We start from the raw sequence: 13,776 nt of genomic DNA, 5'->3' as shown, positions 1-13,776 counted from the left end.
GCGCCGGTCGCACAGGCCCGGCCGGCCGCGCCGGAGAAGGTGCCCGTGGCCGTGGGGTACGGCGGCGCCGTCGCCAGCGTCGACGCCGACGCCAGCGCCGCCGGCGTCGAGGTCCTGCGGCAGGGCGGCAACGCGGTCGACGCGGCCGTCGCCGTCGCCGCCGCCCTCGGCGTCACCGAGCCCTACTCGGCCGGCATCGGCGGGGGCGGCTACTTCGTCCACTACGACGCCCGCAGCCGTACCGTCCACACCGTCGACGGCCGGGAGACGGCCCCCGCCTCCGCCGGCGCCGGCCTCTTCCTGGAGAACGGCGCGCCGATCCCCTTCGAGGAGGCGATGACCAGCGGGCGCTCCGTCGGCGCCCCCGGCACCCCCGCCACCTGGAAGACCGCCCTCGACGCCTGGGGCAGCAAACCGCTGAGCACCCTCCTCGCCCCCGCCGAGCGGCTCGCCCGCGAGGGCTTCACCGTGGACGCCACCTACCGCGCCCAGACCGCCGCCAACGAGGCCCGCTTCCGCGACTTCCCGGCCTCCGCCGCGCTCTTCCTGCCCGGCGGGCGGCTGCCCGAGGTCGGCTCCGTCGTGAAGAACCCCGACCTGGCGCGCACGTACGCCCTCCTCGGGAAGCGGGGCACCGACGCCCTCTACCGGGGGCCGCTCGCCCGCGACATCGTGGACACCGTCCGCACCCCGCCGGTCCGCGCGGGCTCCGGCCGGACCGTCCGCCCCGGCGACCTCACCGAACGGGACCTCGCCGCCTACCGCACGGTCCGGCGCGCGCCCACCAAGGTCTCCTACCGGGGCCTCGACGTCTACGGCATGGCTCCGTCGTCCTCCGGCGGCACGACCGTCGGCGAGGCCCTCAACATCCTGGAGACCGGCGACCTGTCCTCCGTCCCGCCCGCCCGGTACCTCCACCGCTTCATCGAGGCGAGCCGGATCGCCTTCGCCGACCGGGGCCGCTGGGTCGGCGACCCCGCCTTCGAGCCCGTGCCCGTCCGGGGCCTCCTCTCCCAGCGGTACGCCGACTCCCGGGCCTGCCTGATCCGCGACGACGCCGTCCTCACCAGTCCCCTCGCGCCCGGCGACCCGCGCGACCCGCGGGACTGCGCGAGCGGCGGGACAGCGGCCCCGACGACGTACGAGGGCGAGAACACCACCCACCTCACGGTCGCCGACCGGTGGGGGAACGTCGTCGCCTACACCCTCACCATCGAGTCCACCGGCGGCAGCGGCATCACCGTGCCCGGCCGCGGCTTCCTGCTCAACAACGAGCTGACCGACTTCTCCTTCGCCCCGGCGAACCCCGCCGTCCACGACCCCAACCTGCCGGGCCCCGGCAAGCGCCCCCGGTCCTCCATCTCCCCGACGATCGTCCTGGACCGCCACGACCGGCCGGTCCTCGCCCTCGGCTCGCCGGGCGGCGCCACCATCGTCACCACCGTCCTGCAGACCCTCACCGGCTTCCTCGACCGGGGCCTGCCGCTCGTCGACGCCATCGCCGCCCCCCGCGCCAGCCAGCGCAACCAGGCGGCCACGGACCTCGAACCGGCGCTCTGGAACAGCCCGTTGCGCGCCGAGCTCGAAGCCCTCGGGCACGTCTTCCGGCAGAACCCGGAGATCGGCGCGGCCACCGGCGTCCAGCGGCTCCCCGGCGGACGCTGGCTCGCCGCCGCCGAGACCGTCCGCCGGGGCGGCGGTTCGGCGATGGTGGTCCGCCCCGGCCGGTGAGCCGTGCCCGCCGGCCGGGGCCCCGGCCGCCCCGCCGGCGGGAGGCGCCGTCAGAGGGCGGTCAGGATCCGGGGACCCGCGGCCGTGACGGCGACCGTGTGCTCGGCGTGGGCGGCGCGGGAGCCGTCGAGGGTGCGGACCGTCCAGCCGTCCCGGGCCGTGTAGTGGCCGTCGCCGCCGCCTCCGACGAGCATCGGCTCGATCGCCAGGACCATGCCGGGCCGCAGCTTCATCCCGCGCCCCGGCCGCCCCTCGTTGGGCACGTCGGGGCCCTCGTGCATGGCGCGGCCGACACCGTGTCCGCCGAAGCCGTCCGGGATGCCGTACCCGGCCCCGCGGCAGACCGTGCCCACCGCGTGCGCGATGTCCCCGATCCGGTTGCCGACGACCGCCGCCGCGATGCCGGCCGCCAGGGCCTCCTCGGCGGCGCCGATCAGCCGGGTGTCCTCGGGGCGGGCGCGGCCGACGGTGAAGCTCACCGCCGCGTCCCCGACCCAGCCGGCCAGCCGGGCCCCGCAGTCCACGGAGACCAGGTCGCCGTCCCGCAGGACCGTGCCGTCCGGGACGCCGTGCACGATCGCGTCGTTGACGGACACGCAGAGGACGCCGGGGAAGGGCACCGGCGCCCAGTCCGGGCGGTAGCCCAGGAAGGGCGAGTCGGCGCCCGCCGCGGCCAGCACCTCCCGCGCCGCCCGGTCCAGGGCGGCGACCGGCACGCCGGGCGCCGCCAGCTCCCGTGCCGCCGCCAGGGCGCGGGCCACCACGCGGCCCGCCTCGCGCATCGCCGTCAGGTTCTCTTCGGTCTTGATCTCCACCATTCCCATTACTATACCGGTATAGAAATGGGGTCGGGCGGGTAGAGTGGGCGCCATGGTGCGCACCCCCCTCACCCCCGAAGAGCGCGAGCGCGGCGAGCGGCTCGGGCGGTTGCTGCGCGAGGCCCGCGGCGAGCGCTCGATGGTCGAGATCGCGGCGGCGGCCGGCCTGTCGGCCGAGACCCTCCGCAAGATCGAGACCGGTCGCGCCCCCACCCCGGCCTTCTTCACGGTCGCGGCCCTCGCCGGCGTCCTCGACCTGTCGCTGGACGAGCTGCTCGTCCGCTGCGCGCTGCTGCCCGCCTGAGGCGGGCGCCCGCCGCCGGGTGGCCCCCGCGGAGGCGGGGGAGGAGGCTGGAGGTGAGGACGTCCGGGTGGCCCGAGGGCCCCGCGCGGAGCCTCCGCCCGGCCGGGAAGGGGGTCGTGCCATGCGCATGCTCCTGAAGGTCGAGATGGACACCACGACCTCCAACGAGCTCATCCGGCAGGGCGCCGTCCAGGGGCTCATGCAGGAGGCGCTCGGGCGCATCCGTCCCGAGGCCGCCTACTTCACCGTCGAGAACGGCTGCCGCACCGGCTACTTCTTCTTCGACCTGGCCGAGAGCTCCGACCTGCCGTTCCTCTCCGAGCCGTTCTTCATGAGGCTCGGTGCCAAGGTCCACTACTCGCCGGTGATGAACCAGGAGGAGCTGGCCAGAGGGCTCGGCCGGCTCGGCGAGCGGGACTGAGCCCCCGGCCGGGGCCGGGGGCCCGGCCGCGTCAGGCCGCGACCGCGAGCTGGACCCGGCTGTGGCGGGGCGCCTCGATCTCGTCCAGGAGGGCGAGCGCCAGATCGGCGTGGGCGATGCGGCCCCCGCCGTCGATCACCGCGCCCACCGCCGTCCGGTACCCGCCCGTCCGCTCCGCCTCCGCGTCCAGCTCCGCCGGCGGGACGACCATCAGCCAGTCGAGCCCGGCCCCGGCCTCCGCCGTCAGCAGCTCGAACTCGGCCACGTGCCCCTGCGCGAAGGCCCGGTACTCCTCGGGGAAGCCGGGCGCGTCCATCATCCGCGTCCCGGGCGCGGTCTCCAGGGTCGCGACGATGCCCAGGGCGAGCAGCCGCCCGACCCCCGCCTCGGCGAGCCCGGCGATCAGCGCCCGCGCCGCGGCCGTGAAGAACTCCACCGAGGGCAGGTCGAGCCGGACCGCCGCGTGCACCGCCGCGTCGTGGCCCGCCGCGAGCGCCGCCACCGCGGCCGCGTCCGTCGCGTCCCCGCGGACGAGCGCGACGCCCGCCCCCTCCAGGTCGTGGTGCGCGGCGGGGTCGCGGACCACCGCGGTCACCCGGTGGCCCCGGGCCACCGCCTCCGCCACGGCCGCCCGGCCGACCCGCCCGCCGGCCCCGAAGACGACCACGCGCTTACCACCGCTGTTGCTGCTGTCGTTGTCCATGGCCGGACGGTAGAACGGGCCTCCCTGGTTACTTCAACGGTACTGGGCTAGCGTCGGCTCTGTGATCGAACAGCCGTCCCCCCAGCCGCTGAGCCCCTCCCTCTTCCGCGACCCCGACTGCGACGGGAGTGCCGTCCAGCCCATCCGCGTCGGCGGCAAGTGGACGGCGATGGTGCTGCGCTGCCTGGAGGACGGGACGCCCCGGCGTTTCACCGAACTCCGCGTCCCCCTGCACTGGATCACCCCCAAGGTGCTCACCGAGACCCTCCGCGCCATGGAGCGCGACGGCTTCCTCACCCGGACCGTCCACGACGAGAGCCCGCCCCGGGTCGAGTACGCCCTCACCCCGCTCGGCCGCTCGCTCCTCGACCCCCTCGACACCGCCTGCGCCTGGGCCCGCGCCCACGGCGCCGAGATCGCCGACGCCCGGCACCACCACCGGCCCGCCTGACGGACCCGCCCCCGCGTAGGCTCGTCGGCCATGACGCCCGAAGAGCTGCGCCGCGGCCGCTACCTCAGCCTCACCACCTTCCGGAAGAACGGGACCGGGGTCGCCACCCCCGTCTGGTACGCCGTCGACGACGGGCGGGTGTACGTGTGGACCCGCGCAGACTCCTGGAAGGTCAAGCGGCTCCGCGCCGACCCCGCGGTCGAGCTGGCCCTCTGCGACGTGCGCGGCAACGTCGCCGAGGGCGCCGCCCGGGTCTCCGGCACCGCCCGGATCGCCACGGAGGAGGAGCTGCGCGGCATCCGCAGGCTGCTCTCCCGCAAGTACACCTACCAGTTCTGGCTGATCGACCTGCCGGCCACGATCGTCCGCCTCGGCAAGCGCCCGCACGCCGGCATCGTCGTCACCCTCTGACCCCTCCCCGGAGGTGAACGTGGTCCCCGGGGCACGGAAAGGAAAACGGTCCGTAGCCGTCCCGTAACACGCGTGCGGTGCAATGCCCTGCGGCGGACCGGAAGGTTCCCTTCGACCGCGGGGCAGGTGCGAACAGATGACGGACACTCATCTTCCGTCGGAGATGGTGGAGTTCACCCACTGGCTGGGCGGCCTCGCCGCCCGCGCCGGGACGGCCGGCGGCTGGTGGGCCGTCTTCGCCGAACGGGACCCCGACGGCCTGCGCGCCTGTCTCGACGGCGCCGAGATCCTGCCCTGGGACATCGTCGAGTCCCTGCTCCAGGACGCGGGGGAGGCCCCGGAGCGGGGACGGGAGCTGTACGAGGCCGCCGCCCGCGCCCACGACCGGCGGCCCGGCGGCGGCGAGGCGCTGGCCGAGCGCCGCGAGCTGATGGAGCGCGAACGCCGCCACGCCGCGACCCGGATCGGGGAACTGGAGTGGCGGCTCGGCTCCCACCCGGCCCCGGGCCCCGGGGAGACGGCCCGGCTGGAGCACGACCTCGCCTGGACCCGCGACGACCACGCCCGCGCCACCGCCCGGCTCGTCGACCTCACCGACCGCCTCGACCGGCTGCGCGCGCCCGCGCCGGACGGGGCCGCCGGCCCGGCCGGGGAGACCGCGCCCGTGCCGGAGCGGCGGCGTCCCCGCGGCGCCCGGTACGCCTGGGCCGGCGGCGCCGAGGAGCCCGCGCCCGCCGCTGTGCCCGGTCTCCCGGCCGGCGGGGCGGAGCCGCGCGGCGCCCGCTTCCGGGGTCGCGCCGCCGCGCGTACCGCCGCCCCGGAGGGACCCGCCGCGCCCGCCGCCCAGGACGGGCCCGAGGAGGCCGCCCGGGCCGCCAACGCCGTCCACGCCCTCCAGCGGCTGCGCGCCCAGGGCCGTACCGGCGAGGCGCACGTGCTGCTGTGCGAGGCGCTCGGCGGGCCGCCCGCCCGGCTGCCCGCGCTCGCCCGGGAGCTCCACCGCGCCGGGCTCGGCGCCGACTGGGACACCCTGCTCTGGGAGGCCGCCTCGCTGCCCTCCGCCCGGCTGGCCGCCGTCGCCGGGGCGCTCGCCGACGCGGGCCGCGGCGACGACTGCGAGCAACTGCTGCGCCAGGGCCTGGCCCGGCCCGTGGAGGAGCTGGCCGGCGCCGTCGCCGCGCTGGCCGCGGAGGGCCGCGACCGCGAGGTGGGGGCGCTGCTCGCCTCCTTCCTCCGGGTCCGCACCGCCGAGGAGGCGGCCCGGCTGGCCGCCGTGGACCCGGCCCTCCTCGTGCCCCGGCTCGGCGCGGCGGCCCGTGCCCTCTCGCCCGCCGACGACCGCGCCCTGCGGCACGCGCTGCGGGTCGGCGGCGTCCTCGGCGCCTGAAGGCGGGCCGCGGGCCGGACCGGTGGAAACGGGCCCGTGGTGGCGGGTCCGTGGAGGTGGGCCCGCGCGGACGGAGCCGTGCGGCGGACGCGTACGAGCGGGGAGCAGTCGGTACGTGTCGGTACGTGTCCGACGTGGACCACTCGGGTATGAAACATGATCGACTCGTCTGCTTCGCGGCAGTGGTCTTGCTCCGGGGTGTGACGGGGCTTACGTTCTCTTCCTACGCACCGTGTCTACGGGCGTAGAGGCTCTCTGACGCCGCGCCGAAGGAGCACCTCATGACCGTCGTACGCGCCGCACTCGTCCAGGCGACCTGGACCGGCGACACCGAATCCATGATCGCCAAGCACGAGGAGCACGCCCGCGAGGCCGCCCGGCAGGGCGCGAAGGTGATCGGCTTCCAGGAGGTGTTCAACGCCCCCTACTTCTGCCAGGTCCAGGAACCGGAGCACTACCGCTGGGCCGAGCCCGTGCCGGACGGCCCCACCGTGCGGCGGATGCGGGACCTCGCCCGCGAGACCGGCATGGTGATCGTCGTCCCCGTCTTCGAGGTCGAGTCCGAGGGCTTCTACTACAACACCGCGGCCGTGATCGACGCCGACGGCCGCTACCTCGGCAAGTACCGCAAGCACCACATCCCGCAGGTCAAGGGGTTCTGGGAGAAGTACTACTTCCGCCCGGGGAACGCCGGCTGGCCGGTCTTCGACACCGCCGTCGGCAAGGTCGGCGTCTACATCTGCTACGACCGCCACTTCCCCGAGGGCTGGCGCCAACTCGGCCTCAACGGAGCCCAGTTGGTCTACAACCCGTCGGCCACCCACCGCGGCCTCTCGTCCTACCTGTGGCAGCTGGAGCAGCCCGCCGCCGCCGTCGCCAACGAGTACTTCGTCGCCGCCATCAACCGCGTCGGCGTGGAGGAGTACGGCGACAACGACTTCTACGGCACCAGCTACTTCGTCGACCCGCGCGGCCGGTTCGTCGGCGACGTCGCCTCCGACAAGGAGGAGGAACTCGTCGTCCGCGACCTCGACTTCGGCGTCATCGAGGAGGTCCGGCAGCAGTGGGCCTTCTACCGCGACCGGCGCCCCGACGCGTACGACGGGCTGGTGCGCCCGTGACCTCCCTGTACGCCCGCCACCGCGCCGTCCTCCCCGACTGGCTGGCGCTCTACTACGACGAGCCGCTGGAGATCACCCACGGCGAGGGCCGGCACGTCTGGGACGCCGAGGGCCGCCGCTACCTCGACTTCTTCGGCGGCATCCTCACCACCATGACCGCCCACGCCCTCCCCGAGGTCACCAAGGCGATCGCCGAACAGGCCGGCCGGATCGTCCACTCCTCCACCCTCTACCTCAACCGGCCGATGGTGGAGCTCGCCGAGCGGATCGCCACCCTCTCCGGCATCCCCGACGCCCGCGTCTTCTTCACCACCTCCGGCACCGAGGCCAACGACACGGCCCTCCTCCTCGCCACCGCGTACCGCCGCTCGAACCAGATCCTGGCGATGCGCAACAGCTACCACGGCCGCTCCTTCTCGACCGTCGGCGTCACCGGCAACCGCTCCTGGTCGCCCACCACCCTCTCCCCGCTCCAGACCCTCTACGTGCACGGCGCGGTCCGCTCCCGGGGCCCCTTCGCCGGCCTCACCGACGAGCGCTTCACCGAGGCCGCCGTCGCCGACCTCGAAGACCTCCTTGGCCACACCCACCGGGTCGCCGCCCTCATCGCCGAACCCGTCCAGGGCGTCGGCGGGTTCACCTCCCCGCCCGACGGCCTCTACGCCGCCTTCCGCCGCGTCCTCGACCGGCACGGCGTCCTCTGGATCTCCGACGAGGTGCAGACCGGCTGGGGCCGCACCGGCGACCACTTCTGGGGCTGGCAGGCGCACGGCCAGGCCGGACCGCCCGACATGCTCACCTTCGCCAAGGGCATCGGCAACGGCATGTCCGTCGGCGGCGTCGTCGCCCGCGCCGAGATCATGAACTGTCTCGACGCCAACTCCCTCTCCACCTTCGGCGGTTCGCCCGTCACCATGGCCGCGGGACTCGCCAACCTCACCCATCTCCTCGACCACGACCTCCAGGGCAACGCCCGCCGCGTCGGCGGCCTGCTCATCGAGCGGCTGCGGGCCGCCGCGGCCGGCGTCGACCTCGTCCGCGAGGTCCGCGGCCGGGGCCTCATGATCGGCGTCGAGCTCGCCGACCCCGTCACCGGCGCGGCCGCCCCCGAAGCGGCCTCCGCCGTCCTGGAGAAGGCCCGCGAGAACGGCCTCCTCATCGGCAAGGGCGGCGGCCACGACACCAGCGCGCTGCGCGTCGCCCCGCCGCTCTCGGTGACCGTCGCCGAGGCCGAGGAGGGCGCCGCGATCCTCGAACAGGCCCTCCGCTCCCTCTAGTCGGCAGGAGACAAGTCCCGTGAGCACCCGAACCCTCATCCGGGGCGGCCTCGTCGTCACCGCCTCCGACGAACTCCACGCCGACGTCCTCGTCGAGGACGGCCGCGTCGCCGCGCTCGCCGCCCACGGCTCCGACGCGGCGGCCGGCTGGACCGCCGACCGCGTCCTCGACGCCACCGACCGCTACGTCATCCCGGGCGGCGTCGACGCCCACACCCACATGGAACTGCCCTTCGGCGGCACCTTCGCCTCCGACACCTTCGAGACCGGCACCCGCGCCGCCGCCTGGGGCGGCACGACCACCATCGTCGACTTCGCCGTCCAGTCCGTCGGCCACACCCTCCGCGAGGGCCTCGACGCCTGGTACGCCAAGGCCGACGGCAACTGCGCGATCGACTACGCCTTCCACATGATCATGTCGGACGTCACCCCCGCCACCCTGCGGGAGATGCCGCTGCTCGTCCAGGAGGGCATCAGCTCCTTCAAGCTCTTCATGGCCTATCCCGGCGTCTTCTACTCGGACGACGGGCAGATCCTGCGGGCCATGCAGGTCGCGGCCGGCACCGGCGGGCTGATCATGATGCACGCGGAGAACGGCATCGCGATCGACGTCCTCGTCGAGCAGGCCCTGGCCCGGGGCGAGACCGATCCCCGCTTCCACGGGGAGGTCCGCAAGGCGCTGCTTGAGGCGGAGGCGACCCACCGGGCGATCCAGCTCGCCCGGGTGGCCGGTTCCCCGCTGTACGTGGTGCACGTGTCGGCGCAGGAGGCGGTGGCGGAGCTGGCGGCGGCGCGCGACATGGGTCTGCCGGTCTTCGGGGAGACCTGCCCGCAGTACCTCTTCCTGTCGACGGACAACCTGGCGGAGCCGGACTTCGAGGGCGCCAAGTACGTGTGCTCGACGCCGCTGCGGCCGAAGGAGCACCAGGCGGCGCTCTGGCGGGGGCTGCGGACGAACGACCTCCAGGTGGTCTCCACCGACCACTGCCCGTTCTGCTTCACGGGCCAGAAGGAGCTGGGCCGGGGCGACTTCTCGAAGATCCCCAACGGCCTGCCGGGCGTGGAGAACCGCATGGACCTCCTCCACCAGGCCGTCGTCGACGGACACATCAGCCGCCGCCGCTGGATCGAGATCGCCTGCGCCACCCCGGCGCGGATGTTCGGCCTCTACCCGCAGAAGGGCACCATCGCCCCCGGCGCCGACGCGGACCTCGTCATCTACGACCCGCACACCACCCAGACGCTGTCCGCCGAGACCCACCACATGAACGTCGACTACTCGGCGTACGAGGGGAGGACGGTGACCGGCCAGGTCGAGACCGTCCTCTCGCGCGGCACGGTCGTCATCGACCGGCGCACGTACGTCGGCCGCGCCGGACACGGCGCCTTCGTCCCCCGCTCCCTCTGCCAGTACCTGAACTAGGAGGCCGACCCTTGGACTTCGGACTCGTCCTGCAGACCGACCCGCCCGCCTCGCAGGTCGTCGGTCTGATGCGCCGGGCGGAGCGCAACGGCTTCCGCTACGGCTGGACCTTCGACTCCGCCGTGCTCTGGCAGGAGCCCTTCGTCATCTACAGCCAGATCCTCGAACACACCACCAAGCTCCGCGTCGGCCCCATGGTGACCAACCCGGGCACGCGCACCTGGGAGGTGACGGCCTCCACCTTCGCCACCCTCAACGACATGTTCGGCAACCGGACCGTCTGCGGCATCGGCCGCGGCGACTCCGCCATGCGCGTCGCCGGCCGCAGGCCCAACACCCTGGCCCGCCTGGGCGAGGCCATCGAGGTCATCCGCGACCTGGCGGAGGGACGGGAGGCGGAGGTCGACGGCAACCCGGTCCGCATCCCCTGGGTCAAGAACGGCAAGCTCCCGGTGTGGATGGCGGCGTACGGGCCGAAGGCCCTCGCCCTGGCCGGGCGGAAGGCCGACGGCTTCATCCTCCAGCTCGCCGACCCCTTCCTCACGGAGTGGATGGTCAAGGCGGTCCGCGAGGCGGCCCGGGAGGCCGGCCGCGACCCCGACGCGCTCACGATCTGCGTCGCCGCCCCCGCGTACGTCACGGCCGACGACTCGCCCGGGGCCCTGGCCCACGCCCGCGACCAGTGCCGCTGGTTCGGCGGCATGGTCGGCAACCACGTCGCCGACCTGGTCGCCAAGTACGGCGAGCACTCCTCGATGGTGCCGGAGGAGCTGACGGCGTACATCAAGGACCGGCAGGGCTACGACTACTCCCACCACGGCCGCGCCGACAACCCCGACACCGCCTTCGTCCCCGACGAGATCGTCGACCGCTTCTGCCTCCTCGGCCCCGCCGAGGCCCACGTCGACAAGCTCCGCCGGCTGAAGGACCTCGGCGTCGACCAGTTCGCCGTCTACGCCATGCACGACCACCGCGAGGGCACCATCGACGCCTACGGCTCCGACGTCATCCCCGCGCTGACCCCCTAGCGCGCGGGCCCCCGCTCCCGGCCCGCCCGGATCGGCCGCGCGGACGGCCGCCAGGCGTTCACCTCGTTGCCCGTCAGGCGGGCTTCAGGGGGTCGTGGCCGAGGTTCATCATCGCGTGCCGCCACCGGGCGTCACCCGCCGTGGCGCGCGGCTCCGGGCCGCGCCGGGCGTGGACGACCTCGACCACCTGGCGCATCACCCGCGCGTCCGAGTCCGTCAGGTCGCCGGGGCGCTTGCCGAGGACGGCCAGGACCTGCCGGCCCGTGACGTTCCCGGCGTGCGGCGGCGGCTCCTCGGTCTCCTCGCCGGCCGCCGAGGTGCGCAGCCAGTCCTCCAGCTCGCGCGACGTCATGTCGACCACGGCGTGGAACTCGTTCCACAGCTCCTCCGACACTGCCGCTGCCATGGCACACCGCCTCCTCCGGGGCCGGGCCGCCGCCCGGCGGCCCTCTCCCTCCGCCGCCGCCCACTTCCGGGCCGCCGATGCGGCGGTACCCCTCCGTACGCCCTCGTACGCCCCGGACGTCACCGTCCGGAGCCGAACGGTTCCCGCCGGCTCCGGCGGGAAGCCTCAGGGGACACAAGCCCCCGACCGCCCCCTCCGCCCTCCACCCCCGGTGCTCCTCCGCCGAACCCCCCACGCCCCGCACGGCCGTCCCGTTCCATCCCCGGACGAAGGGTTCGCCATGACCGCGACCGCCCCCTCAGGGAGACCCGCCTCCACGGACGCCACCGCCACCGCCACCGCCACCGCCACCGCCGACGGCCGGGTCGGGCTCCCACCCGGCACGGCCCCCGCCGACCCCCGCTTCGTCAACGACGACCTCCTCCCCGTCCCCGTCGCCGAGCGCCACTGGACCACGTACAACTTCGCCGCCCTCTGGGTCGGCATGGCCCACAACATCCCCTCCTGGATGCTCGCCTCCGGTCTCGTCGCCCTCGGCATGGACTGGAAGCAGGCCGTCCTCACCATCGCCCTCGCCAACCTGATCGTCCTCCTCCCGATGCTGCTCACCGGGCACGCCGGACCCAAGTACGGCATCCCCTTCCCGGTCCTCGCCCGCGCCTCCTTCGGGCTGCGCGGCGCCAACCTGCCCGCGCTGATCCGCGCCGGCGTCGCCTGCGCCTGGTTCGGCATCCAGACCTGGATCGGCGGCCAGGGCGTCTTCGTCCTGCTCGGCAAGATCTTCGGCGGCTGGGCCGAGGCGAGCCGGATCGGCGGCCAGCCCTGGACGCTCTGGCTCTGCTTCGTCCTCTTCTGGGCCCTCGAACTGGCCATCATCCACCGGGGGATGGAGGCCCTGCGCCGCTTCGAGAACTGGGCGGCCCCCTTCGTCATCGTCGGCGCGCTCGTCCTGCTCGTCTGGATCGCGGTGAAGGCGGGCGGCTTCGGCCCGCTGCTCGACCAGCCCTCGGAGCTCGGCTGGGGCGCCGACTTCTGGCCCGTCTTCTTCCCGTCCCTGATGGGCATGATCGCCTTCTGGGCGACCCTCAGCCTCAACATCCCCGACTTCACCCGCTTCGGCGCCGGCCAGCGCGCCCAAGTCCTGGGCCAGACCCTCGGGCTGCCCACCACCATGACGCTCTTCGCGCTGCTCTCGGTGCTCGTCACCTCCGGCTCGCAGGCGGTGTACGGGGCGCCGCTCTGGGACCCGGTGGCGCTCGCCGCCAAGACCGACAACGTCTTCGGGCTCCTCTTCGCCCTGGTCACCGTGCTGGTGGCGACCCTGTCCGTGAACATCGCGGCGAACGTGGTCTCACCCGCGTACGACCTCGCCAACCTCGCCCCGAAGCGCGTCGACTTCCGCAGGGGCGCGCTGATCACCGGCGTCGTCGGCGTCGTCATCATGCCGTGGAAGCTCACCTCCACCCCCGAGCTGTACATCTTCACCTGGCTCGGACTCGTCGGCGGCCTCCTCGGCACCGTCGCCGGGATCCTCATCGCCGACTACTGGCTCGTCCGCCGCACGGTCCTCGACCTCGAAGGGCTCTACCGGGCCGACGGCCCCTACTGGTACCGGCGCGGCTGGAACCCGGCGGCCGTCCTCGCCTTCGCGGCGGGCGGCGTCCTGGCCGTCGGCGGCTCCCACTCGGCCCCCGGCGCGGGCCCGTTCCCGCAGGACGGCCTGATCCCCTTCCTCAAGCCCCTCGCCGACTACGGCTGGGCCGTCGGCCTCGCCGCCTCCCTGCTCCTGTACACGGCGCTCATGAGGGCCGCCCGCCGCACCGCCGCCCCGCGCGCGTGACGCTCAGGACACCGGCCGCAGGGCCCGCGGCGACTCCCGGAGCCGCGGCCCCGGCGGGGCGCTCGTGCTGCTCGCCGGCGGCGACGACCTCGGAGGGGCCCCGGCGTCGACCGGTTCGGCCGCTTCCGCGCGCTCGGCCGGATCCGGTCCGGCCCGGACCCCTTCGAGGTCCTCCTGCCCGAGCGGGACCGCCACGACGTCCATTTCCTCCCGCCCGCCCCTGACCACCGGAAACGCGGGTGAGAAGCACCTCGAACACCTGGTAGATTGATGTTCGTCGCCGCGAGGGAAACCAGCGGCGGCCAACACCTTGTCCGGGTGGCGGAATGGCAGACGCGCTAGCTTGAGGTGCTAGTGCCCTTTATCGGGCGTGGGGGTTCAAGTCCCCCCTCGGACACGATCGACGACTCCCAGGTGGGGGTGCGGTCGGCGGCGAGGAGGTCCTTGACGTCGGT

14 protein-coding genes and 1 tRNA gene are annotated in these 13,776 nt (G+C 74.5%); 12 read left to right on the top strand and 3 right to left on the bottom strand.

Going from position 1 to position 13,776, the window contains the following annotated elements:
* The first annotated feature begins 45 nt into the window (after positions 1-45).
* On the top strand, positions 46-1,731 hold the full coding sequence (gene ggt, locus AB0E83_RS33100; protein WP_362120131.1) for a gamma-glutamyltransferase: 1,686 nt from the start codon (positions 46-48) through the stop codon (positions 1,729-1,731).
* A 50-nt stretch (positions 1,732-1,781) separates the two neighbouring features.
* Here ggt and map read toward each other — a convergent pair whose 3' ends face one another.
* Positions 1,782-2,549 (bottom strand): type I methionyl aminopeptidase, encoded by a 768-nt coding sequence (gene map / locus AB0E83_RS33095; protein WP_362120129.1) that lies wholly within the window; start codon positions 2,547-2,549, stop codon positions 1,782-1,784.
* A gap of 52 nt (positions 2,550-2,601) precedes the next feature.
* Between map and AB0E83_RS33090 the strand changes: the two genes are divergently transcribed.
* Positions 2,602-2,853 carry a helix-turn-helix transcriptional regulator gene (locus AB0E83_RS33090; RefSeq protein WP_362120127.1) on the top strand — a complete coding sequence of 84 codons (252 nt, stop codon included), beginning with the start codon at positions 2,602-2,604 and terminating at the stop codon, positions 2,851-2,853.
* A gap of 121 nt (positions 2,854-2,974) precedes the next feature.
* On the top strand, positions 2,975-3,274 hold the full coding sequence (locus AB0E83_RS33085) for a hypothetical protein (RefSeq protein ID WP_362120125.1): 300 nt from the start codon (positions 2,975-2,977) through the stop codon (positions 3,272-3,274).
* 31 nt (positions 3,275-3,305) lie between these two features.
* On the opposite strand, the gene AB0E83_RS33080 is transcribed toward AB0E83_RS33085, so the two are convergent.
* Positions 3,306-3,977 carry an NAD(P)H-binding protein gene (locus AB0E83_RS33080; protein ID WP_362120123.1) on the bottom strand — a complete coding sequence of 224 codons (672 nt, stop codon included), beginning with the start codon at positions 3,975-3,977 and terminating at the stop codon, positions 3,306-3,308.
* 61 nt (positions 3,978-4,038) lie between these two features.
* Between AB0E83_RS33080 and AB0E83_RS33075 the strand changes: the two genes are divergently transcribed.
* The 7 genes from AB0E83_RS33075 to AB0E83_RS33045 all read left to right on the top strand — a co-directional run bounded on the left by AB0E83_RS33075 (position 4,039) and on the right by AB0E83_RS33045 (position 11,075).
* Positions 4,039-4,428, top strand: coding sequence for a helix-turn-helix domain-containing protein (locus AB0E83_RS33075; protein WP_362120121.1), 390 nt, complete (start codon positions 4,039-4,041; stop codon positions 4,426-4,428).
* A gap of 30 nt (positions 4,429-4,458) precedes the next feature.
* Positions 4,459-4,839, top strand: a complete 381-nt coding sequence (locus AB0E83_RS33070) for a PPOX class F420-dependent oxidoreductase (RefSeq protein ID WP_362120119.1) — start codon at positions 4,459-4,461, stop codon at positions 4,837-4,839.
* A gap of 136 nt (positions 4,840-4,975) precedes the next feature.
* The gene (locus AB0E83_RS33065) at positions 4,976-6,226 is read left to right on the top strand and encodes a UL36 very large tegument protein (RefSeq protein ID WP_362120117.1); all 1,251 of its coding nucleotides are present in this window, start codon (positions 4,976-4,978) and stop codon (positions 6,224-6,226) included.
* Positions 6,227-6,507: 281 nt separating this feature from the next.
* Positions 6,508-7,347 carry a nitrilase-related carbon-nitrogen hydrolase gene (locus AB0E83_RS33060; RefSeq protein WP_362120115.1) on the top strand — a complete coding sequence of 280 codons (840 nt, stop codon included), beginning with the start codon at positions 6,508-6,510 and terminating at the stop codon, positions 7,345-7,347.
* On the top strand, positions 7,344-8,624 hold the full coding sequence (locus tag AB0E83_RS33055; RefSeq protein ID WP_362120113.1) for an aspartate aminotransferase family protein: 1,281 nt from the start codon (positions 7,344-7,346) through the stop codon (positions 8,622-8,624). Before AB0E83_RS33060 ends, AB0E83_RS33055 begins: the two co-directional genes overlap by 4 nt.
* A 19-nt stretch (positions 8,625-8,643) precedes the next feature.
* The gene (gene hydA / locus AB0E83_RS33050) at positions 8,644-10,047 is read left to right on the top strand and encodes a dihydropyrimidinase (protein ID WP_362120111.1); all 1,404 of its coding nucleotides are present in this window, start codon (positions 8,644-8,646) and stop codon (positions 10,045-10,047) included.
* An 11-nt stretch (positions 10,048-10,058) separates the two neighbouring features.
* Positions 10,059-11,075, top strand: coding sequence for a TIGR03842 family LLM class F420-dependent oxidoreductase (locus AB0E83_RS33045; RefSeq protein WP_362120109.1), 1,017 nt, complete (start codon positions 10,059-10,061; stop codon positions 11,073-11,075).
* Positions 11,076-11,148: 73 nt separating this feature from the next.
* Here the strand turns inward: AB0E83_RS33045 and AB0E83_RS33040 are convergent, their stop codons facing one another.
* The gene (locus AB0E83_RS33040) at positions 11,149-11,481 is read right to left on the bottom strand and encodes a DUF3140 domain-containing protein (protein ID WP_362120107.1); all 333 of its coding nucleotides are present in this window, start codon (positions 11,479-11,481) and stop codon (positions 11,149-11,151) included.
* Positions 11,482-11,761: 280 nt separating this feature from the next.
* On the opposite strand from AB0E83_RS33040, the gene AB0E83_RS33035 reads away from it, so the two are divergent.
* Complete coding sequence (locus AB0E83_RS33035) at positions 11,762-13,321, top strand: NCS1 family nucleobase:cation symporter-1 (protein WP_362120106.1); 1,560 nt, start codon at positions 11,762-11,764, stop codon at positions 13,319-13,321.
* 312 nt (positions 13,322-13,633) lie between these two features.
* Positions 13,634-13,718, top strand: a tRNA-Leu gene (locus AB0E83_RS33030).
* The last annotated feature ends 58 nt before the right edge of the window (positions 13,719-13,776 follow it).

It is taken from the genome of Streptomyces sp. NPDC035033, assembly GCF_040636735.1.
Taxonomy (GTDB): Bacteria; Actinomycetota; Actinomycetes; order Streptomycetales; family Streptomycetaceae; genus Streptomyces.
Note: the sequence above shows the minus strand (reverse complement) of the source record. Positions and strands in the feature narration are given on the sequence as shown.

Coding starts and splice junctions, on each gene's coding strand:
- AB0E83_RS33035 (WP_362120106.1), top strand. CDS start 11,762: ATGACCGCGACCGCCCCCTCAGGGAGACCCGCCTCCACGGACGCCACC.
- AB0E83_RS33070 (WP_362120119.1), top strand. CDS start 4,459: ATGACGCCCGAAGAGCTGCGCCGCGGCCGCTACCTCAGCCTCACCACC.
- AB0E83_RS33085 (WP_362120125.1), top strand. CDS start 2,975: ATGCGCATGCTCCTGAAGGTCGAGATGGACACCACGACCTCCAACGAG.
- AB0E83_RS33080 (WP_362120123.1), bottom strand. CDS start 3,977: ATGGACAACGACAGCAGCAACAGCGGTGGTAAGCGCGTGGTCGTCTTC.
- AB0E83_RS33060 (WP_362120115.1), top strand. CDS start 6,508: ATGACCGTCGTACGCGCCGCACTCGTCCAGGCGACCTGGACCGGCGAC.
- AB0E83_RS33040 (WP_362120107.1), bottom strand. CDS start 11,481: ATGGCAGCGGCAGTGTCGGAGGAGCTGTGGAACGAGTTCCACGCCGTG.
- AB0E83_RS33065 (WP_362120117.1), top strand. CDS start 4,976: ATGACGGACACTCATCTTCCGTCGGAGATGGTGGAGTTCACCCACTGG.
- map (WP_362120129.1), bottom strand. CDS start 2,549: ATGGTGGAGATCAAGACCGAAGAGAACCTGACGGCGATGCGCGAGGCG.
- AB0E83_RS33090 (WP_362120127.1), top strand. CDS start 2,602: ATGGTGCGCACCCCCCTCACCCCCGAAGAGCGCGAGCGCGGCGAGCGG.